The sequence below is a fragment of the Peterkaempfera podocarpi genome, assembly GCF_042466665.1.
In the GTDB taxonomy this organism is placed as follows: domain Bacteria; phylum Actinomycetota; class Actinomycetes; order Streptomycetales; family Streptomycetaceae; genus Peterkaempfera; species Peterkaempfera podocarpi.
This window is the reverse complement of record NZ_CP162102.1, coordinates 5,933,941-5,954,559: the sequence shown is the minus strand read 5'-3', so window position 1 is coordinate 5,954,559 and position 20,619 is coordinate 5,933,941. Positions and strand designations below refer to the sequence as shown.

Genomic DNA, 20,619 nt, shown 5'->3' with positions numbered 1-20,619 from the left:
GGCCCGGGCGGAGCCCGCCCCAGCGGCTGCGACTCGCTGAGACGGTACCCGTGTATTGGCGGCGCTGCCCGGATGTGACGGCGGTGTCGGAGTCAGCCCGGTCGCACCGCGGCGGGGACGGCAGCGGCACGGGACGACACGGCGATCCGGGCAACCGCAGCCGGCTGGAACGGGCACCCCGGACGAACAGTGGAACCCGGACGCGACACGACGACAGCCAGGCGGGCGGCGCCCGGAGCGTCACCCTGCCCGGCTCGACCACCGCCCGGCGTCGGGGGCGCCCCGGTGTCCGGGCAGCCCCGGCCGCACCGCGATGCAGGTGGCAGCGGCACGGGACGACACGGCGATCCGGGCAACCGCAGCCGGCTGGAACGGGCACCCCGGACGAACAGTGGAGCCCGGACGCGACACGACGACAGCCAGGCGGGCGGCGCCCGGAGCATCGCCCTGCCCGGCTCAACGTCCGCCCGGTGTCCGGGCAGCCCCGGTGTCCCGGGCAGCCCCGGCCCGGCGGGCGGCGAGCCGACGACCGAGCGGCCGCCGTACCCCCGCCGGTCCCGGTGCCCGGTCGGCGCCGGGCCGGCCGGTCGTCGATCAGGCGCCAACGCGGGTGAGTTCTCCCTCGCGGACGCGGGCCAGCAGGCGGCGGACGATCTCCTCCCCCGCCGAAGCCCCGACCTGGGGGAGTGCGGTGACGCCGGGGCCGGTCCAGCCGGTGTCGGCGAGTTCGCCGTGCCCTGGGCGGTAGCCGGCGTCGGCGGCGAGCAACAGTTCGGCGTCGAGCAGGGAGTCGCCGGCGGTGAGCACGGTGGCGGCGCCGGTACGACGCTCCACCTCGGCGAGGGCGGCGCTCTTGGTGAGCGGCTCGGGGACGGCATAGACCTTGCGGCCCTGCAGGGAGACGGTCCAGGAGCGCTCCGCCGCCCAGGCGGTGAGCTCCTCGACCCAGCCGTGGGGGAGCTCTTCGCGCTCGACCACAAGGTAGGCGAAGAGGTCCTCGGCGACCCGGCGTTTGAGGGTCCACTCGGGGTCGGCGGTGAGGGCCAGGTGGTGGACCACGTCCTGCAGCGGCGCGCAGGACTCGGCGAGGCGGTCGCGGACATCGCGGTGCCAGTCCTGGTCGACTTCGCCGTCCACCAGCAGATGGCCGCCGTTGGCGCAGATGGCGTACCGGGGGATCCAGTCGGGCCGGGGGCCGGGAAGGTTGACCCGCTGGTACTGGGCGCGGGTGCGGGTGGTGGCCGGTACGAAGACGCAGTTGCGGATCAGCTCGACCAGCAGCTCGGCGGCGTGCTCGGTCATGAAGGAGAGCGGCCGGCCGTTGTGGACCTCGACGGCCAGCAGTCGCGGGGCCTCCTCGTCGGGGACCCCGAGGGCGAGGGCGCGCGGCGAGTAGATCAGGGTGCGGTCGAGGTCGCTGGCGACGAGGAAGCGGGGGGCGGGAGCGGTCACCGGGCAACGCCTCCGGGGCTCGGGCGGGCGGCGGCGGGGGGCTGGGGGTATGCCTCCCGGTTCGGCGCGGCAGCGGCGGCGGCGCTGGGGGCGGGCGTCGTCACCGTATGTCGCCTCCGGAGGCGGTGCAGGTCAGGGGCGGGGGTCGCGGTGGTCACCGGGCGCCACCGGCCGGGTCGGCCTGCGCCGGAATCGATGCCGATGCCGATGCGGGTGCCGATGCGGGTGCCGATGCGGGTGCGGGTGCCGTGATGGCGGTGCCGTGCTCGTCGGTGGCGCCGCGGGTGTACCGGGGGTGGATCAGACCGACGCAGGAGTAAGGGAGTTCGTCGACCTCCTCGACGGGCACACCGCGCTGCGCGGCGAGCAGCCGCACATGGTCGAGGTCGGCGCCCGCCCCGCGCCGGGCGAGGATGCGCCAGGGCACCCGGCGCAGCAGCACCCGGGTGGTCTCGCCGACGCCGGGCTTGACCAGGTTGACGCTGCCGATGCCGTACTCGGTGCTGATCCGCTCCACGGCGGCCCAGCCCTCCCAGGTGGGGGCGCGGTCGGCGGGGTCTGCTTCGACCAGGTCCACGGCGTCCTGGACGGCGGCGTCGCGGACGGCCGGGAAGTGGTCGGCGACGATGTCCAGGAAGGCGCCCGAGACGTCGGCGGAGGCGAGGTCGCGGTAGTACTTCGCGCCGTGGAAGTCGTCGGGCCCGATCAGGTCGGTGCGCAGGACGGTGCGTGAGATCAGGCCTGAGACAGTGGAGTTGAGGCAGGCGGAGGGGATGAGGAAGTCCTCGCGGGTGCCGTAGGTGGAGACACAGCGGCCGGGGTCGGCGAGGACCGCCAGTTCGGGGTCGAAGCCGGTGCCGTCGAGGGCCTCGTGGAGCTCCCGGGTGATGGCGCCCTTGCCCGTCCAGCCGTCGAGGAAGACCACGCTCAGCGGGTCGTGCTGGGCGGCGAGGTACCGCAGGGCCACGGGGTCTATGCCGCGGCCGCGGACGATGGAGACGGCGTAGTGCGGCAGGTCGATCCCGTGGGCGTAGGCGGCCCAGCGGCGTATCAGCACGCCGACCGGGGTGCCGGCCCTGGCCAGCGAGGCCAGCACCAGGGGGCCCTCGGCGCGGGGGCCGCGCTCGGCGAGGAGGGTCTCGGTGACGGCTCCCACGGCGCGGGCGATGCGGGCGGCGGAGGCACGCAGGGCCTGGTGGAACAGCTCCTGGTACTCGGGGCTGGGCTGGTACTCCACCGGCAGCATCTCGGCGTAGTGGGCGCCACCGCTCTGGATGGCCTCCTCGCGCTCCTCGGTCGGCGCCTCCAGCGGGACCTCGGAGAGGTCGGTGAGCAGCCAGGAGACCTCGTCCGCGGCATAGGACGAGAACTCGGGTCCGTGCAGGGGCTGGGGAAGCACTCCGGTGGCCGCCCGCGGCGGGGCCGGGGCTGCGGTGCTCGGCATCGTCGTCATGTTCGCCTTCGGTGATTCGCCGAATGGTTCGGGCGGGTGGCCGGGTTCACGGGAGCTGGGCCGCTTGGGGTGGAACGTCCCGAAGGTGGTGTTCGGTTCCCTGCCGGGATGGCCGTTCCGGGATGTGGGACGGTACGACTGCCAGCACGACCTGGTCGGTGACCTGCCGCAACTGGGTGGTGAGCCCCCGGTCGGGACGGTGCAGGGCGGGGGTGTCCGCAGGGTGGTCGACCACCAGGACGACGGCGTCGAAGCGGCGGGCGGGGTCGGCACCGGGGGCGACGTTGTAGGCGTAGCGCTCGCCGGGGTCGGCGGGGCCGCCCGGCGCTGCGTCCGGCGCCCCGGTGTCGGTGCCGGGATCGATGCCGAGATCGATGCCGTTGTCGGTGTCGGTGCCGGTGCCGGTGTCATGGGCGGGGAAGGCCAGCCGGGTGCGGATGGCGTAGCCCGGGTGGTCCACCGCGAGGACGGGTGAGCGGGTGGTGGTGGAGAACCGCACCTCGGTGCGGTCGCCGAGGGCGGTGGAGAGTGCCTCCGCGAGGCGCAGCGGGGTGTACATCAGCTCTTCGCAGCCCAGGACGAGGACCCGGCGGGGCGCCCCGGTGAGGGCGGCCGCGAGGCTGCGGCCGAGGGCCGGCAGGGCGGCCTCCAGCCGGATGTGGCTCGGGGTGAAGCCGTGCCGGCCGCCGTCGGGCAGGTCGGCGGGCCAGTCCAGCACGGCGCGGGTCAGCGGAGCGGTCGCGGCTGCCGGGGCTCCGGCAGCCGCGACCGCTCCGGTGCCGGTGCCGGTGCCGGAGCCGGCGGCGGTGCCGGCGGTGCGCGGGGCCGGAACGGTGGCGGTCCCCGTGGCGGGCAGGGCCGGGACGGCCGAGGCCGCGGCCTCGGCCGCGAGCAGGGCCTGTGCACGGGCGAGGATGTCCGGCGGCAGCTGCACGCTGCCGGTCGCGGTGGCGACCAGGTCCAGGCGGGCGCCGAGGTCGGCCGCGGTCTTGACGAGGTGTTCGCACTGCTCGGCGTCGCGCATGTCCACCAGGGCGACGATCACATAGCGGTCCCGGGGGTGCACCGCGTGCAGCGCGCGGATGGTGTTGAGGACGGTGCGCCCGGTGGAGAACTCGTCGTCGACCAGGACCAGCGGACCGCTGCCGGACAGCAGCTCCGGGTCCTCGGGCAGCAGCAGATGGGTGGTGGCGTGGGAGTGCTCCTCCTCGAAGCCGCCGGCCGGCTCGACGCCGGCGACGGCACGCCGGGTGGAGTGCAGGTACGGGGCTCCGCCCAGGCCGTCGGCGACGCTGTGGCCGAGCCCGGTGGCGGTCTCGGCGTAGCCGAGGACGACGGCGCGGCCGGCCTCTTCGGGCCCCAGCAGGTCGCGGACACGGGCGCCGAGGGCGAGGCCTGCGCCGTGCACGGCCGCGGGGAGCTGCGGGACGTGCTTGCCCAGGACGTTGGAGACCAGCAGATGGGCCCGGCGGGGGTTGCGGCGCAGCGCGAGGCCGAGGAGGTCGCGGAGCGCCGGATCGCCGTCCAGGCGGACGTCGAGGCGGTCCGCCACCCACTGGCCGGTCCAGGTGTCCTGATGTGTCAAGGTCGCTGCTTCCTGCTCTGCCGTTGGTCGAGTGCGGTGGTGGGGCGGTCCGGACGGGGATGACGGGGGGTTTTGTACGACGGTACGTCCTGGCGCGCCGCAGCCGTGACCGAGCGGCGTACCCAGGTGACCATTCGGTCATGACGGGGAGGTGACACGAAACCGAACCGAAGAGGTCCGGCCCGGCCCTGAGGGGGCGGCCGGATGCGCGGCGGGGCGCGGTGGACGGGGAGGTGGCGCGTCGGGCGACGGGTTCAGGAGCACAGGCAGGCGGAGAGCAGTTCGGCGAAGGTGATGTCCTCGCGGGCGACGCCGAAGGCGGCGGCGCGCAGCATGATCCGCTGCGCCCAGGCGCGGTGCGGCTTCACCTCGTTCATCTTGTTGGTGTACGCGGAGCGCATCACTCCCCCACCGGACCGGTCCTCGTGCAGGATGTCGCCGGCGTCGCAGAACTCCTCGTGGGTGACCACCGAGAGGGCGTGCACGGCGGGGACATGACTGGGGTGGATGCAGGTCTTGCCGAGCAGGCCGTTGGCGCGGTCGAGCTCGATCTCGCGGATCAGCCCGTCGAGGTCGTGCTCGATGATCCGGCGTCGGACCGCCTCGCCCGGCGGGTCGGTCTGCAGGAACGGCGAGCGCCGCAGCTGCGGCTTGAACATGCGCTCCTGCACCGGGAAGTACTCCCACACCGGGCCGGTGACGGTGAAGCCGGTGCCGTCGGCGCGTCCCAGCACATTGACCACATCGCCGATCACCCCGGCGACCAGGGCGACGTCATAGGCGGTGAGGTCCGGGGAGCGGCGCAGGCCGTAGGCGGAGCAGAGGTCGGTGACCCCGAGCCGGACGGCCAGGACGCGGTCGCGGTACTTCTCCAGGACCCGGGAGACGCCGAACAGGACCTCGCGGCGGGTCTCCAGGTGGGCGAGGTCCGGCGACTCCAGGACCGGCATGGCGAAGAGGCGGTGGCCGCAGGCGGTCTCGGCTGCGGTCAGCGCCTCCAGGAAGGCGCTGCCGGACTCCTCGGTGAACTTGGGGAGGACAAAGCCGCTGAGCTGCCGTACGGCCGGGCCCAGACGGCGGGTCAGGTCGTGGATCTGCTCGGCGGTGCGGACCCGTATGAAGAGCAGTGGGCCGTCCTCGACGTCGGCTGTGGCGGCGAGTTCGGTGAGCCGGGCGACGAGGTTGGCCTCACCTGCGGGGACGTCCCGGTCGTCGATGGCGTCCTCCAGGCAGAGCACCATGGAGACCACTCCCCGGGCGGTCTGCTTGCGGATGTCCTCCAGCAGGCGGGGACGGGTGGCGGGGCTGTAGAGGGTGGCGCCGAGGGCGGTGGAGAGGACGGCGGGATCGCCGCTGCGGGTGAAGCGCTCCGGTTCGCGGTGGAAGAGCCGGTGCCGGACGTCGTCGTCCAGGTGCCCGAAGTGGCGCATGTGCTCTCCCCTGGTGGTTCGGGCCTGACGGCCGGGTGTGATCTGGATGTGCGGATGTGCGGTGCAGGTGTGCAGGTGTGCAGGTGTGCAGGTGTGCAGGTGTGCAGGTGTGCAGGTGTGCGGGTGTGCGGTACGGGATGTGCGGTACGGGATGTGCGGAGGTGTCGAAGTGCGCGGAAGTCGGTGTACGGGTGCGCCGGGGCGGGCGCGGAGGGCGTACGGGGGCGGGAGCCCTGATCGCGCGGCGGCTGCCGGCTGTGTTTCTCCCCCCGGACCGTGGGCCCGGAGTCTGCGCGTCAGACCACCGGACCATTGGCCGACAATCGTACGTACCTCTTGGACGATATCCAGCCCCCGCAACATCGAATTCTCGGAACATTGCCTTCCGATTTACAACAGGCCTCTGCACCGGGGCCCCGCACGGACCGAAGCTCCACCCGCGTTGTCCGGAAGGGCGGACAACAGGCAGGATGGTGCGCCATGACGCAGGTCATGGTGAAGGGCTCCAACATTCCGCTGTCCGCCTCCGCGGTCCGCGCGGTGCTGCGCTGGGCAGCCGCCGCGGGCACCCCGGACGTGGACGTCTCCGCGCTGCTCCTCGGCGCCGACGGCAACGTCCGCTCCGACGAGGACTTCGTCTTCTCAACCAGCCCCGGCATCCGTCCGGCCGGGTCCGGCACCGGGCGAAGCAGCAGACCGGCGACAGCGTCGCCGACGCCGTGGAGGTGGATCTCTCGGGGCTGCCGGCCGACGTCCACCGGGTGGTGGTGGCCGGTTCGGCCGAGGACGGCCCCTTCGGCTCGGTGCCGGGACTCCAGGTGCTGCTCTACGACGCAGCCGTCCCCGACGGCGGCGAGCCGCTGGCGCGCTTCGACATCGCGGACGCCGGGGACGAGACCGCGCTGCTCTGCGCCGAGCTCTACCGCCGGGGCGAGGGATGGAAGTTCCGCGCCATCGGCCAGGGCTACACCTCGGGGCTGGCGGGTCTGGCCACCGACTTCGGGATCTCGGTGGACGAGGACGAGCCCGGCTCCGGCCCCCTTGCCCCCGCAGCCGAGCCTGCGGCCGCGGCCCAGCCGTCACCCGTCGCGGCCGCGGCCCCTGCCTCACCTGCGACACCGGCTTCCGTCCCGGCGGAACCCGCCCCTCCGGTCGCACAGCCCACGCCGCAGCCGCTCCCCCAGCCCGCCTGGGCGGCGCCCGCACCGGAGCCGACACAGGCCCCGCAGCCGGCCGCGGCGGCGCCGCAGAGCGGCTGGGGCACTCCGGCCGGGCAGCAGCCCGGCACGGGCTACCCGCCTCCGCCGCCGCAGGCACCTCCGGTCCCGCAGGCTCCCCCGGTGGTCCCCTCACCGGTCCAGGCCGCACCGGTCCAGGCAGCCCCACCGCAGGCTGCCCCGGTGCAGGGGCGGCAGGACCCGGGCGGGTTCACGCTGCCGCCGCAGGGACCGCAGTTCCAGCCGCGCTGAGCCGCCACCGCCTCAGCCTCAGCCACCGCCTCAGCCACCGCCTCGACCGCCGCCACCGAGCGGTCGTCACTCAGGCGTGCCCTGGGGCGTCTTGTAGCCGCGCTGCCACTGCATGCCGAAGCCGTACAGCCGGTCCAGCTCGGCCTGGAAGCCGTAGACATAGCGCACCTCGCGGCGCACCGTCAGCTTTCCGTCCTTGTTCTCAATCATGATGACGGCGCATGAGCGCGCTTGAGGGGCGCGCTCATCCAGCGCCACTTCGATCCGCGGCCCCACATAGGGGAAGAGCGTCACCACCGCATGGGTGCGGTCGAAGGCCGGGGTGCCGTCGTAGATGTACACGAAGATCAGCAGCCGCTTGAACTGCTCACGCTTGTCCAGGTTGACATACATGGTCTCGCCCGACGGAGCACCGTAGCGGTCGTCACCGCTGAGCTTGATGAACGGCGGCCGCTGCAGGTCGCCCAGCAGATTGCCCAGCGGCTGGACCACACCGCGGCTGCCGTCGGCCAGCTCGTACATACAGCCCAGGTCGAGGTCGACATTGACCATCGGGCGGCTGGACGCCTGCGGCTGCATCGGGCGGAACAGCGACGGACGCAGCAGGCCGCCACGGCGCTGCTGCGGCACCAGGTCCGCCTCCCGCATGGTCCAGTGCAGATTGATCTGCAGATGCCCGGTGACCGCCCCCTGGTCCGTCAACGAGACCAGCGGCGACGCCTTGGTCAGCGTCACCTTGTTGAGACCGCTTGCGTCCACGGCCTGACGTGACCGGCGCAGCAGGTCCCACAGCGCAGTCAACGATGCCACCCCCGATTGCGGATCTGCCCAGCTCGAACTGATGGCGGAGCAGCGCCGGTCCACCACAGGGTGGTTACCCGCGCGACCCGCTCGGAGCACCAGCTTTCCGTACTCGACCGGAAAACGACGGACCGCCCCCGCGTCGGCGTGCACCGTCCGTGCTCACCGCTTACTATGCGGCGCTCCGGACGCGATATCGTCGTGCCGCACAGGTGTCCCCGCCGCCTCGCGCGGCACGACCGTCAGTCAGGACACCCTCTTCACCTGCCCGTTGCACGGCCCGAAAGCCGAGGCTCACTCCGCATGACTTTCTCCTCCATACAGATGGTCTGGGCTGTCGTGGGGGGCGCTGCACTGCTCTTCGCGGCGATCCTCCTGATCATGCTCCGCACCAAGCGGGTCCCCTCCGATGCGCAGAACCAGGACTCCTGGGAGCGCACTGAGGAACGCCGCCGCCGCAAGGAGATGGTGTACGGCATCGCCTCCTATGTGCTGCTGTTCTGCTGTGCCGCGGTGGCTGCCGCGCTCTCCTTCCACGGCCTGGTGGGGTTCGGACGGGAGAACCTCAACCTCGGCGGAGGTTGGGAGTACCTGGTGCCTTTCGGCCTGGACGGCGCCGCGATGTTCTGCTCGGTGCTGGCGGTGCGTGAGGCCAGCCACGGCGACGCGGCCCTCGGCTCCCGCCTGCTGGTGTGGCTCTTCGCCTTCGCCTCGGCGTGGTTCAACTGGGTGCACGCCCCGCGTGGCGGCGGCCACGACGGTGCCCCGCAATTCTTCTCCGGGATGTCCATCTCGGCCGCGATCCTCTTCGACCGGGCGCTGAAGCAGACCCGCAAGGCGGCGCTGCGCGAGCAGGGCCTGGTGCCGCGCCCGCTGCCGCAGATCCGGATGGTCCGCTGGATGCGGGCGCCTCGCGAGACCTATGCAGCCTGGTCGCTGATGCTGCTGGAGAACGTGCGCAGCCTGGACGAGGCGGTCGAGGAGGTCCGCGAGGACCGGCAGGCCAAGCTGGACTCCAAGGTCCGCGCCCGGGCCGCCGACCGGCGTGAGCGGGCCGAGCTCAAGGCCATCGCCCAGCAGGGCCGGGTGTGGAACGGCCGGCGTGGCGGCCGCCAGGTGCCCGCTCTGACCGCCGGTGCCGAGCAGTCCGCTACGGAGCCTGCCCCAGTACGCGAGGACGCACCGGTCGGAGCGGCAGCCCTGGAGCCGGCTTCGGTGACCGGCCGGCGTGCGGTCACCGCGGCACCCGAGTCCACCGCGCTGCCCGCCGGTCGGACCATCGACCTCACCGCGGACGACGACACCATGGCGATGCCCCGGCTGGACTCCCTGGAGCGCAAGCTGCGGGCGATCGAGCAGACCCTGGGCTGACGGGCCCGGCGGGCCCCAGGCCCGCCCCGCCCCGCCCCCCTTGCACGTCCGGGCGGCCGGACCGCGCACGACAGCGCGGTCCGGCCGCCGTTCTGTCTGACGCGCCGCGCGCACATCCTCCCGGTCCCCGCACCCGGTCGGCCGCCGTCTCCCCTGCTCGGATCAACGGTCCGCCGGGGCGCGGCAAGGGCGGCCCCACCTGGCTGCGGCCGACGGGCGGCAGGTTGCGGGGCAGACCACCCCAAGGGGGACGATCAGCCGCCCCACCTGGCCTGATGTCCTCCCGCAGGGCGATGGGCGGCGCTTAGAGTGGTCCCCATGAACGCCCGCCCAGCGACTTCCACCACGCTCAGGGAGATCAACTTCCGGGCGGTCTTCGATGTGATCCGCGCGGGTGCGCCGATCTCCCGTGCCGAGGTGGCGCGGCGCTCCGGCATCTCCAAGCCCACCGTCTCCGCGCTGCTCCAGGAGCTGCTGGAGACCGGACTGGTGGTGGAGACCGTACGCGAGGAGCTGGGGCCCACCTATGGCGCCCTGTTCTTCGCCCCACGCCCGGACGCCGCCTATGTGCTGGCGCTGGACATGGGCGCGCGCCGGCTGCGCGCCGTGCTGGCCGACCTGGCGGGCGAGACGCTGATCCGCCGTGACGTGGACGTCGCCGGGGTGGACGCCCCCGGGATGGTGCGGATCGCGGCCGAGCTGGCCCAGCGGCTGGCGGACGACGCCGGGGTGGACCGGGCGGGGCTGCGCTGTGCGGTGGTGGGTCTGCCCGGGGTGGTGGACCGGCGGGAGGGGCGGGTCTGGCAGGCGGCCAACATCCCGGCGCTGGACGGCTTCCCGGTGCAGCAGGCCTTCGAGGAGGCGCTGGGGCTTCCGGTCACCGCGGAGAACGACCTCCACCTCGCGGCGCTCGGGGAGCAGTGGCGCGGCGAGGGACGGGACACCTCGGACTTCTGCTTCCTCTCGGTGGGGACCGGGGTCGGCGCCGGGCTGGTGCTCCGCGGTGAACTGCACCGCGGCTTCGCCGGAGCGGCGGGCGAACTCGATCTGGCCTTCGCCGGGTCGGATGACGACTTCCATCCGGACGACCCGTGCGCGGCGGCGCTGATGCGCCATGCGGCCGCGGTGCTGGGCGAGGCGCAGGACTCGCTGACCCCCGAGGGGCTCTTCACCCGGGCCCGCAGCGGTGATCCCGCGGCGCTGGCGGTGGTGGACGAGGAGGCCCGGCGGGTTGCCGCCTATGTGGTGCCGGTGGCCTCGGTGGTCGATGTGGAGCTTGTGGTGCTTGGCGGCGGGCTGGGGCTCAACGGGGATCTGCTGCTGGACCGGGTGGCCGGGCAGCTGGCCGGACGGCTGCCGTATCCGCCCCGGGTGGCGGTCTCGGCGCTGGGCGATGCCGCTGTGCTCACCGGCGCGGTCTCGGTCGGGGTGCGGGAGGCGCTGGAGCAGATCATCGGTCAGCGCTTTGAGGCCCAGGGACACCGCCGCCCCGCCGTCCGGTGAGGACGGCGGGGCGGCGGTACATCGCGGCAGCCCGGCGGGCCGGGCTGCCGGTCCGGGCTGCCGGTTTGGGGCGTCAGACCTTGGAGCTGGTGACGGCCTCCGACTCAGCCCCGGCCCCCTCGGCTTCCCCCAGGCGGCGGTTCCTCATGATCGAGGAGGTGAGCGACGCAAGGATGAAGGCGACGCCGATCAGGCCGGTGACGATCTCCGGGATGTCGTGCTTGATGGAGACCATCAGGATGATCGACAGTGCGCCGATGGCGTAGTGCGCGCCGTGCTCCAGGTAGACGTAGTCGTCCAGGGTGCCCTTGCGGACCAGGAACACGGTGAGCGACCGGATGTACATGGCGCCGATACCGAGGCCCAGCGCGATCTGGAAGATGTCGCTGGTGATGGCGAAGGCACCGACCACGCCGTCGAAGGAGAACGACGCGTCCAGGACCTCCAGGTAGAGGAAGAGGAAGAAGGCGGCCTTGCCGACCACTCCGGCCACGGAGGCATTGGCGTTCTTTGCCGCCGGGGCGCCCTCAGCGTCCTCCGCCTCGTCCTCGTCGCCGTCCTCGAGGGTGCCCTCGAAGACATTGGCCAGACCGTTGACCGCGAGGTAGGTGATCAGGCCGAGGACGCCGGCCAGCAGCACGGTCTCGGCGTGGCTGCCGCCGAAGAAGCTGGCGGAGAGCAGCAGGACGACCATGGCGACCAGCACCGAGAGCTGGTCCAGCTTGCCGATCTTCTCCAGCGGACGCTCGATCCAGCGGAGCCACTGGTAGTCCTTGTCCTCGAAAATGAAGTCAAGGAAGATCATCAGCAGGAACATGCCGCCGAAGGCCGCGATGGCCGGGTGCGCGTCATGCAGGTGCTGGGCGTAGGTCAGACCGCCGTAGGTCTTGTCCGAGTGCAGCGCCAGGTCGATCACGGTCGACGGGCCGATGTGCGCGGTGAGCCCCACCACCAGCAGCGGGAAGATCAGCCTCATACCGAAGACGGCGATCAGCACGCCGACGGTGAGGAAGATCTTCTGCCAGAAGGGGCTCATCCGCTTGAGCACCGAGGCGTTGACGACCGCGTTGTCGAACGACAGCGAGATCTCCAGGACGGACAGGATCGCCACCACGCCGAATCCGGTGGGGCCCCAGAAGAGCCCCGCCGCGATCAGCCCGATGACGGTGATGGCGAAGGACCATCCGAAAGTGCGGAGGAACACGGGAAGTCGGTTACCTTTCGTCGGTGGTCAGGCCAGCGACAGGTTTCCCCCGCACTGCCCGCAGCTTTTTACTGAACGTTGACTCCAAAGTCTAGGACGATCCCCCGCAGACCCGAGGCGTACCCCTGGCCCACTGCGCGGAACTTCCATTCACCCTGGTACCGGTAGAGCTCGCCGAAGATCATTGCCGTCTCGCTGGAGGCGTCCTCGGTGAGGTCGTAGCGGGCCAGCTCACTGCCGTCCGCCAGGTTGACCACCCGGATATAGGCATTGCGGACATGTCCGAAGGACTGCATCCGCGCCTCGGCCTCATAGATGGAGACCGGGAAGACGATCTTGTCCACCTGCTGCGGCACCAGGTCCAGGTTGACGACCACGACCTCGTCGTCACCCTCGCCCTCACCCGTGAGGTTGTCGCCCTGGTGCTCCACGGAGCCCTCGGGGCTCTTGAGGTTGTTGTAGAAGATGAAGTACTCGTCCCCCAGCACCCGGCCGTTGGCGCACAGCAGCGCGCTGGCGTCCAGGTCGAACGGCGCACCCGTAGTGGAGCGCGCGTCCCAGCCCAGGCCGATCTGGACCTGCGTCAGGTTGGGTGCTGCCTTGGTGAGGGAGACGTTGCCCCCCTTGGCGAGCGTGACGCCCATGGTCGTTCTTCCTCCCATTCCCCGCCGGTCGCGGGGTCTCCCGGACACCGGGCCGGCCTGCCGCACCTGTGCCGCGTGGAGCACGCACTATGTCTACGCCCCCACCGGCCCGGTGCGGATGCCCCCGGCCCGCTGAACTTGCTGAACTCGGTCGCCCGGCGCCTGTGCGGCTGTGGTCCGCACGGGCGCGGGGCCGCCGGGCTGCGAATGCCCGGCGGCCCCGCCGCGACCGTAATGATCCTGGACTCAGACGTTGACGCCGAAGTCCTGGGCGATACCGCGCAGGCCCGAGGCGTAGCCCTGGCCGATGGCCCGGAACTTCCACTCGGCGCCGTTGCGGTAGAGCTCACCGAAGACCATGGCGGTCTCGGTGGAGGCGTCCTCGGACAGGTCGTAGCGGGCGATCTCGGAGCCGCCCGCCTGGTTCACCACCCGGATGAAGGCATTGCGGACCTGGCCGAAGTTCTGCTGACGGGTCTCGGCGTCGTAGATCGACACCGGGAACACGATCTTGGCGACATCGGCCGGCACCCCGGCGAGGTTCACCTTGATCTGCTCGTCGTCGCCCTCGCCCTCACCGGTGAGGTTGTCCCCGGTGTGCTCGACGGAGCCGTCGGGGCTCTTGAGGTTGTTGAAGAAGACGAAGCCGCCGTCGGACGTGACCTTGCCGGCCTCGTTGACCAGCAGGGCGCTGGCGTCCAGGTCGAAGTCGGTCCCGGTGGTCGTACGGACGTCCCAGCCCAGGCCGACGATGACGGCGGTCAGGCCGGGCGCCTCCTTGGTGAGCGAGACGTTGCCGCCCTTGCTGAGGCTGACACCCACGAGTCCTCCAATGGTCGGGGAGCACATCGGCGTGCCCCCGCGGTGCGGTCTGCCCCGGCCGGTATGTCCGAAACGGCCGACCAGGGTTTCTCTCCAGCCAACGGCCCGATCGTAGTGCCGGGTTCCCCCGGTGGGGAGCAGGCGCACCCCGCTGTCTGCGGGCGTGCGGCGGCGGTGTCTCAGAGAACGGCGAGCGCCTTGAGGTACTCCTGCTCGTCACGGGCGTCGGGGATGGCGTTGACCACGGACCAGCGGACGACGCCGTCCTTGTCGATGACGAAGGTGCCGCGCACCGCGCAGCCCTTGGCTTCGTCGAAGACGCCGTAGGCGGTGGAGACCGAACCGTGCGGCCAGAAGTCGGAGAGCAGCGGGTACTCGAGGCCCTCACGCTCGGCGAAGACCCGCAGGGTGAAGGGCGAGTCGTTGGAGACCGCGAGGATCTGCACCTCGTCGTTCTGCAGCCGGGGGAGCTCCTCCTTGATGGCGCAGAGCTCTCCGGTGCAGACACCGGTGAAAGCGAACGGGTAGAAGACCAGCACGACGCTCTTCTCGCCGCGGAAGTCGGAGAGCTTGACCAGCTCACCGTGCTGGTTCTTCAGCTCGAAGTCCGGAGCCTGGCTGCCGACCTCGATCGCCATGGGTGCGACCCTCCTGCTCGACTGCGCCGCCCCGGGCGGAGCGGCCGATCACATCCTTGCACCCGGTCGCGGGGCACGGCGGGCGGGGTCACCTGGCATTACTGCGTTCGCCCTGGGTGAACGCAGACATGGGAGCAGGCCCCGCCGGACGTACTCCGGCGGGGCCTGCCTCGGCGGCCGCTGCTGCGGCCTGCCGACGGCGGTCCGCTCAGCGCTTGGCCGGGCGGGCGGTCTTGGGGGTGGCCAGGCGGGTGCCGGCCCAGTCCTTGGCGACGGTCACCGAGCTGGTCTGGGACAGGCCCGCGGTACGTGCGGCATCAGCGATGTCACTGGCCTCGACATGGCCGTCGCGGCCGGTCTTCGGGGTCAGCAGCCACACCAGGCCACCGTCCGCGAGGTACTCCTGGGCGTCGACCAGGGAGTCGGTGAGATCCCCGTCATCCTCACGGAACCACAGCAGTACGGCGTCGGCGACGTCGTCGTAGTCCTCATCGACGAGATCGGTGCCGGTGAGGCTCTCGATCCCGTCCCGGAGCTCCTGGTCGCAGTCTTCGTCGTACCCGAGCTCCTGGACCACCTGTCCAGACTCGAAGCCCAACCGGAATGCCGGGTTGGACCTGTCCTCCGCGGGGTCCGCGGTCGCGCTCACGGGAATGACCTCCTGTATCCGGCCCGGCGCCGGTGCCGAGCTTGTGGCCGTAGTCCACACGGGCTGGGCTGTTAGCGCAAGTACCCGGCGCACGTTCCCGCCCAAACGTTGACGTGTCGCACCAAGCCTCGCCACCGATTGTGGCGGCTGTCACACCTATTTGTCCCGATCTGGCCGGGCGTGGCGAAGCCGGGGGGCCGCCTCCCGGCCACTGCCCGTCCGCCGGCCGCCCACCCCGGGGACATCTGCGGGACGCGCGCCGGGAGGATACGCACGCCGCCCGCGGGCGGTTCGCGACCCCCTGCGGAGGTGCCCGCGATACGGGCGCCGTTCGAGTGCACCGCAAGGCGCGGCGTAGAGTCTTCTGTCGGCCCTCACCTCGCCTTGACCGGCACCGGTCGGGCCACCTCGTCGTAACAACCGGCACCGGGGCGTGCGGGCGCCGAGGGAGCGGGCAGCGCCGCCCGCTCCAGCGAGCGGCCGACGTTTCGACGCCTGACCGGCCTGCCAACCGGCCAAGCCGGTTACCCATCGGTAGAGATGCGGATCTCCGAGCGCGGTACACGATGGAGGCGGCGCGACACCATCTCAGTTACGACCGACAGTGAAGGAACAGCGTGGCTTCCGGATCCGATCGCAACCCGATCATCATTGGCGGCCTTCCCAGCCAGGTCCCGGACTTTGATCCTGAGGAGACCGCGGAGTGGCTGGAGTCGCTCGACGCGGCCATCGACGAGCGTGGCCGTGAGCGCGCCCGCTACCTGATGCTGCGGCTGATCGAGCGCGCCCGCGAGAAGCGTGTCGCCGTGCCCGAGATGCGCAGCACGGACTACATCAACACGATCGCGACCAAGAACGAGCCGTTCTTCCCCGGCAACGAGGAGATCGAGCGCAAGGTCCTCAACGCGACCCGCTGGAACGCGGCCGTGATGGTCTCCCGGGCGCAGCGCCCCGGCATCGGCGTCGGCGGCCACATCGCCACCTTCGCCTCCTCCGCGTCCCTCTACGACGTGGGCTTCAACTACTTCTTCCACGGCAAGGACGCCGACGGGGCCTCGGGCGACCAGATCTTCTTCCAGGGCCACGCCTCCCCCGGCATCTATGCCCGCGCCTTTCTGCTGGACCGGCTCTCGGAGCAGCAGCTGGACTCCTTCCGCCAGGAGAAGTCCAAGGCGCCCTACGGCCTGTCCAGCTACCCGCACCCGCGCTCGATGCCGGACTTCTGGGAGTTCCCGACCGTCTCCATGGGCCTCGGCCCGCTGGGAGCGATCTTCCAGGCCCGGATGAACCGCTACATCGACGCGCGCGGCATCAAGGACACATCCCAGTCGCATGTCTGGGCGTTCCTGGGAGACGGCGAGATGGACGAGCCGGAGTCGCTGGGCCAGCTGTCGCTGGCGGCGCGCGAGGGCCTGGACAACCTCACCTTCGTCGTCAACTGCAACCTGCAACGCCTCGACGGCCCGGTGCGCGGCAACGGCAAGATCATCCAGGAGCTGGAGTCGGTCTTCCGCGGCGCCGGCTGGAATGTGATCAAGCTGATCTGGGACCGCACCTGGGACCCGCTGCTGGCCCAGGACCGCGACGGTGTGCTGGTGGACAAGCTCAACACCACTCCGGACGGCCAGTTCCAGACCTATGCGACGGAGACCGGCGCCTACATCCGGGAGCACTTCTTCGGAAGCGACCTGCGGCTGCGCAAGATGGTCGAGTCCATGACCGACCAGCAGGTCCAGCACCTCGGCCGCGGCGGCCACGACCACCGCAAGGTGTACGCCGCCTTCAAGGCAGCCCAGGAGCACAAGGGCCAGCCGACGGTGATCCTGGCGCAGACGGTCAAGGGCTGGACGCTGGGGCCCAACTTCGAGGGCCGCAACGCCACCCACCAGATGAAGAAGCTGACCGTCGAGGACCTCAAGCGGTTCCGCGACCGGCTGCACCTTCCGATCACGGACAAGGAGCTGGAGTCCGGCGCGCCGCCGTACTACCACCCGGGCCGGAACTCGGAGGAGATCCAGTACATGCACGACCGCCGCAAGGAGCTGGGCGGCTACATGCCGACCCGCAAGGTGCGGCCGACAAAGCTGGAACTCCCGGGCGACGACACCTACAAGGCCCTGAAGAAGGGGTCGGGCAACCAGTCCATCGCCACCACGATGGCCTTTGTCCGGCTGCTCAAGGACCTGATGCGGGACAAGGGCATCGGCAACCGCTTTGTGCCGATCGCACCGGACGAGTACCGCACCTTCGGCATGGACTCGCTGTTCCCCTCGGCGAAGATCTACAACCCGATGGGGCAGACCTACGAGTCGGTGGACCGCGAGCTGCTGCTGGCCTACAAGGAGTCGCCCACCGGGCAGATGCTGCACGACGGCATCTCCGAGGCCGGCTGCACCTCCTCGCTGATCGCGGCGGGCTCGTCCTACGCCACGCACGGGGAGCACATGATCCCCGTGTATGTCTTCTACTCGATGTTCGGCTTCCAGCGCACCGGCGACCAGTTCTGGCAGATGGCGGACCAGCTGGCGCGCGGCTTTGTGCTGGGCGCCACCGCGGGCCGCACCACGCTGACCGGTGAGGGCCTGCAGCACGCCGACGGCCACTCCCAGCTGCTGGCCTCCACCAACCCCGCGGTGGTGGCCTACGACCCGGCCTACGGCTTCGAGATCGCGCACATCGTGCAGGACGGCATCCGGCGGATGTACGGCACCAGTGCCGAACACCCGCAGGGTGAGGACGTGTTCTACTACCTCACCGTCTACAACGAGCCGATCCAGATGCCGGCCGAGCCCGCGAACGTGGACGTGGACGGCATCCTCAAGGGCCTGTACCGGTACCGCGCGGGCGAGACGGGCCAGATCCCGGCCCAGATCCTCGCCTCGGGTGTCGCGGTGCCGTGGGCCCTGGAGGCTCAGCGCATCCTCGCCGAGGAGTGGAACGTCAAGGCCGATGTCTGGTCCGCGACCTCCTGGAACGAGCTGCGCCGCGAGGCGGTGGAGTGCGAGGAGCACAATCTGCTCCACCCGGAGGAGGACCAGCGCGTGCCCTATGTGACGCGCAAGCTCACCGGCGCCGAGGGCCCCTTTGTGGCGGTCTCGGACTGGATGCGGGCGGTGCCGGACCAGATCTCCCGCTGGGTGCCGGGCACCTGGCAGTCGCTGGGTGCGGACGGCTTCGGCTTCGCCGACACCCGTGGCGCGGCGCGGCGCTTCTTCCACATCGACGCGCAGTCGGTGGTGGTCGGGGTGCTGACCGAGCTGGCCAAGGAGGGCAAGGTGGACCGCAGTGTGCTGAAGGCGGCCATCGACCGCTACCAGCTGCTGGATGTGGCCTCCGCCGACCCGGGCGCGGCCGGCGGCGACGCCTGACCGGTACCCGTACGCGTCGTACGGCGTGACCCCGTCGCAGGGGCCGGACTCCTTACCCGGAGGCCGGCCCCTGCGGCATACCGGGACACCGACGACGGCGGCCGGGCCCGGTCGGCCCCGGCAGCAAAAGCCCGGACCGACCCCCTCGGCGCGGTCGGCCGCGGCCGTGCCGGTCGCTCCGGTCGTGATCGTCGGGGCGGCCCCGTACCCGGTCGGCCTCCCGGTGACGGGCGCAGCGGCCGTCACCGCTCCGTCGGTCTGCGCGACAGCACATCCGGCGGCGGTGCTCACAACAGCGGCAGCATGAAGCATCGGACACAACCTCCCCCGTGAGGGCGCCCGCCTCGGGCGCCGGTCCACGACCAGACTGACGTCCCACCTGAGGCCCGCACCAGGGTTTCCCGCCGGGATCACTCGAACGAGCGTCCGACCGCCGCGACATGCGCACAGCGGAACGGCCCCGGCTCCCGAGGAGGGAGGCGGGGCCGTTCCGCTGACGACCGCCGGGCGCCGGCCGGACGCCCGACCAATGTCGACGATGCGTCAGATGTGCACGCCAGGACCGGTGTCGACACTGCCGCGCCTGGTCAGCAGGCCGAGCCCGGCCGCCACCAGCGCGACCACCGCGGAGACCATGAACGCCAGCGACATCCCGCTGACGAAGGCGTCGTGGCTGACCCCGGCGATGAGCTGCGCCACCGGTGCGGGGGTGCCCTTCGGCACCGGGGCGGTCCCGACCTGCACCGCCTGCTTGAGTCCCTCGTACTGGGCTCCGGAGACCGGAGGCAGCTTGGCGGCGGCCCACTTCCCGGGCAGTACGTCGTCCACCTTGGCGGCCATCAGCGCGCCCAGCACGGCGGTGCCCAGGCTGCCGCCGACCTGCATCGCGGCCTGCTGGAGCCCGCCGGCCACGCCCGAGAGCTCCAGCGGTGCGTTGCCCACGATGACCTCGGTGGCGCCCACCATGACCGGGCTGAGACCGAGGCCCATCAGCACGAACCAGAGCGACATGACGCCGCTGCCGGAACCGGCCTCGAGCGTGGACATCCCGAACATGGCCGCGGCGGTGAAGAGCATGCCGGCGACGATCGGGATCCGCGGGCCGATCTTGGCCATCAGCGCACCGGCGATCGGCGATCCGACGATCATCATGGCGGTCATCGGCAGCAGGTGGACACCGCTGTCGACCGGCGACATGCCGTGCACGTTCTGCAGGTAGAAGGTGACGAAGAAGACCGCGCCGAAGAACGAGAATGCCATCAGCACCATCAGCAGGGCGCCCGCGGAGAGCGAGACCGAACGGAAGAGGCCGAGCGGGATCAGCGGCTCGGCGGCCCGGGTCTGCCAGAAGGCGAAGGCCACACCCGCGACCACCGCACCGCCCATGAAGGCCAGCGTGCGGGCGTCGCCCCAGCCCCAGACCGGCGCCTTGATGATCCCCCACACCAGCAGGAACATCGCGCCCGAGAGCAGCACGATGCCGGGTATGTCGAAGGACTTGGCCGCCTTCTCCGAGCGTGCGTCGCGCAGGATCCACAGGCCGAGCGCCAGTGCGATCAGGCCGACCGGGATGTTGATGAAGAAGACCGACTCCCAGCTGACGTGCTCCACCAGCAGTCCGCCGACGATCGGACCGGCGGCGGTGGAGGCGCCGATGACGCCTCCCCAGATGCCGATCGCCATGTTGAGCCTCTCGGCCGGGAACGCGCCACGCAGCAGGCCCAGCGCGGCCGGCTGGAGCAGTGCGCCGAAGAGGCCCTGCAGCACCCGGAAGGCGATGATCAGCTGGATCGAGCCGGCGAACCCGATCGCCGCCGAGGAGGCGGCGAAGCCCACCGCACCGACCAGGAAGGTGTTGCGGTGGCCGAACCGGTCACCGATCTTGCCCGCGGTGATCAGGAAGACCGCGAGGGCCAGCAGATAGCCGTTGGTGACCCACTGGATGTCGGCGAGCGAGGCGCCGAGGTCCTTGGCGATCGCCGGGTTGGCGATGGCCACGATGGTGCCGTCCAGAGCGACCATCATCACGCCGACGGCCACGGTGAGCAGCGTCAGCCACGGGTGGCCCCGCAGTCCGCCGCTCTTGGTCGGTGGTGCCGTGTCCCGCTTCTCCGCTGTGGTCTTGGCGGTTGTCTGGCTCATCGACGTCCCTCCCGGACGGGTGCGGCACCGGGTGGTGCGGCGCTCGGGTTGTGCGGCGGTCGCGCCGCCTGGTCGCTGCGTGGTCACG

At 71.5% G+C, this 20,619-nt stretch carries 12 protein-coding genes and 2 pseudogenes; 4 read left to right on the top strand and 10 right to left on the bottom strand.

The window, feature by feature from the left end; genetic code table 11:
* Window positions 1–594 precede the first annotated feature (594 nt).
* The 3 genes and pseudogenes from AB0761_RS26170 to AB0761_RS26160 all read right to left on the bottom strand — a co-directional run bounded on the left by AB0761_RS26170 (window position 595) and on the right by AB0761_RS26160 (window position 5,920).
* The gene (locus AB0761_RS26170; RefSeq protein WP_377271591.1) at window positions 595–1,452 is read right to left on the bottom strand and encodes an HAD family hydrolase; all 858 of its coding nucleotides are present in this window, start codon (window positions 1,450–1,452) and stop codon (window positions 595–597) included.
* A 154-nt stretch (window positions 1,453–1,606) separates the two neighbouring features.
* A pseudogene (locus tag AB0761_RS26165) lies at window positions 1,607–4,490 on the bottom strand (phosphoribosyltransferase).
* Between the two features lie 254 nt (window positions 4,491–4,744).
* On the bottom strand, window positions 4,745–5,920 hold the full coding sequence (locus tag AB0761_RS26160; RefSeq protein WP_377271590.1) for an HpcH/HpaI aldolase/citrate lyase family protein: 1,176 nt from the start codon (window positions 5,918–5,920) through the stop codon (window positions 4,745–4,747).
* Between the two features lie 480 nt (window positions 5,921–6,400).
* Between AB0761_RS26160 and AB0761_RS26155 the strand changes: the two are divergent.
* A pseudogene (locus tag AB0761_RS26155) lies at window positions 6,401–7,389 on the top strand (TerD family protein).
* Between the two features lie 66 nt (window positions 7,390–7,455).
* On the opposite strand, the gene AB0761_RS26150 reads toward AB0761_RS26155, so the two are convergent.
* Window positions 7,456–8,148 carry a Tellurium resistance gene (locus tag AB0761_RS26150; protein ID WP_377274328.1) on the bottom strand — a complete coding sequence of 231 codons (693 nt, stop codon included), beginning with the start codon at window positions 8,146–8,148 and terminating at the stop codon, window positions 7,456–7,458.
* A 345-nt stretch (window positions 8,149–8,493) separates the two neighbouring features.
* Between AB0761_RS26150 and AB0761_RS26145 the strand changes: the two genes are divergently transcribed.
* Both AB0761_RS26145 and AB0761_RS26140 read left to right on the top strand, forming a co-directional pair.
* Entirely contained in the window at window positions 8,494–9,561 is a 1,068-nt protein-coding gene (locus AB0761_RS26145) for a DUF2637 domain-containing protein (RefSeq protein ID WP_377271589.1), read from the top strand.
* A gap of 318 nt (window positions 9,562–9,879) precedes the next feature.
* Entirely contained in the window at window positions 9,880–11,064 is a 1,185-nt protein-coding gene (locus AB0761_RS26140; protein WP_377271588.1) for an ROK family protein, read from the top strand.
* 73 nt (window positions 11,065–11,137) lie between these two features.
* Here AB0761_RS26140 and AB0761_RS26135 read toward each other — a convergent pair whose 3' ends face one another.
* The 5 genes from AB0761_RS26135 to AB0761_RS26115 all read right to left on the bottom strand — a co-directional run bounded on the left by AB0761_RS26135 (window position 11,138) and on the right by AB0761_RS26115 (window position 15,021).
* Complete coding sequence (locus AB0761_RS26135; protein WP_377271587.1) at window positions 11,138–12,268, bottom strand: DUF475 domain-containing protein; 1,131 nt, start codon at window positions 12,266–12,268, stop codon at window positions 11,138–11,140.
* A gap of 68 nt (window positions 12,269–12,336) precedes the next feature.
* A complete protein-coding gene (locus AB0761_RS26130) occupies window positions 12,337–12,912 on the bottom strand; it encodes a TerD family protein (protein ID WP_377271586.1) in 576 nt (191 codons plus the stop codon).
* 246 nt (window positions 12,913–13,158) lie between these two features.
* A complete protein-coding gene (locus AB0761_RS26125; RefSeq protein WP_055588437.1) occupies window positions 13,159–13,734 on the bottom strand; it encodes a TerD family protein in 576 nt (191 codons plus the stop codon).
* A 179-nt stretch (window positions 13,735–13,913) separates the two neighbouring features.
* Entirely contained in the window at window positions 13,914–14,372 is a 459-nt protein-coding gene (locus AB0761_RS26120; protein WP_377271585.1) for a peroxiredoxin, read from the bottom strand.
* 208 nt (window positions 14,373–14,580) lie between these two features.
* Complete coding sequence (locus tag AB0761_RS26115; RefSeq protein WP_377271584.1) at window positions 14,581–15,021, bottom strand: DUF3052 domain-containing protein; 441 nt, start codon at window positions 15,019–15,021, stop codon at window positions 14,581–14,583.
* Between the two features lie 617 nt (window positions 15,022–15,638).
* Between AB0761_RS26115 and aceE the strand changes: the two genes are divergently transcribed.
* A complete protein-coding gene (gene aceE / locus AB0761_RS26110) occupies window positions 15,639–18,389 on the top strand; it encodes a pyruvate dehydrogenase (acetyl-transferring), homodimeric type (RefSeq protein ID WP_377271583.1) in 2,751 nt (916 codons plus the stop codon).
* A 543-nt stretch (window positions 18,390–18,932) separates the two neighbouring features.
* On the opposite strand, the gene AB0761_RS26105 is transcribed toward aceE, so the two are convergent.
* On the bottom strand, window positions 18,933–20,531 hold the full coding sequence (locus AB0761_RS26105) for an MFS transporter (RefSeq protein WP_377271582.1): 1,599 nt from the start codon (window positions 20,529–20,531) through the stop codon (window positions 18,933–18,935).
* Between the last annotated feature and the right edge of the window lie 88 nt (window positions 20,532–20,619).

Coding starts and splice junctions, on each gene's coding strand:
- AB0761_RS26160 (WP_377271590.1), bottom strand. CDS start 5,920: ATGCGCCACTTCGGGCACCTGGACGACGACGTCCGGCACCGGCTCTTC.
- AB0761_RS26145 (WP_377271589.1), top strand. CDS start 8,494: ATGACTTTCTCCTCCATACAGATGGTCTGGGCTGTCGTGGGGGGCGCT.
- AB0761_RS26140 (WP_377271588.1), top strand. CDS start 9,880: ATGAACGCCCGCCCAGCGACTTCCACCACGCTCAGGGAGATCAACTTC.
- AB0761_RS26130 (WP_377271586.1), bottom strand. CDS start 12,912: ATGGGCGTCACGCTCGCCAAGGGGGGCAACGTCTCCCTCACCAAGGCA.
- AB0761_RS26120 (WP_377271585.1), bottom strand. CDS start 14,372: ATGGCGATCGAGGTCGGCAGCCAGGCTCCGGACTTCGAGCTGAAGAAC.
- AB0761_RS26105 (WP_377271582.1), bottom strand. CDS start 20,531: ATGAGCCAGACAACCGCCAAGACCACAGCGGAGAAGCGGGACACGGCA.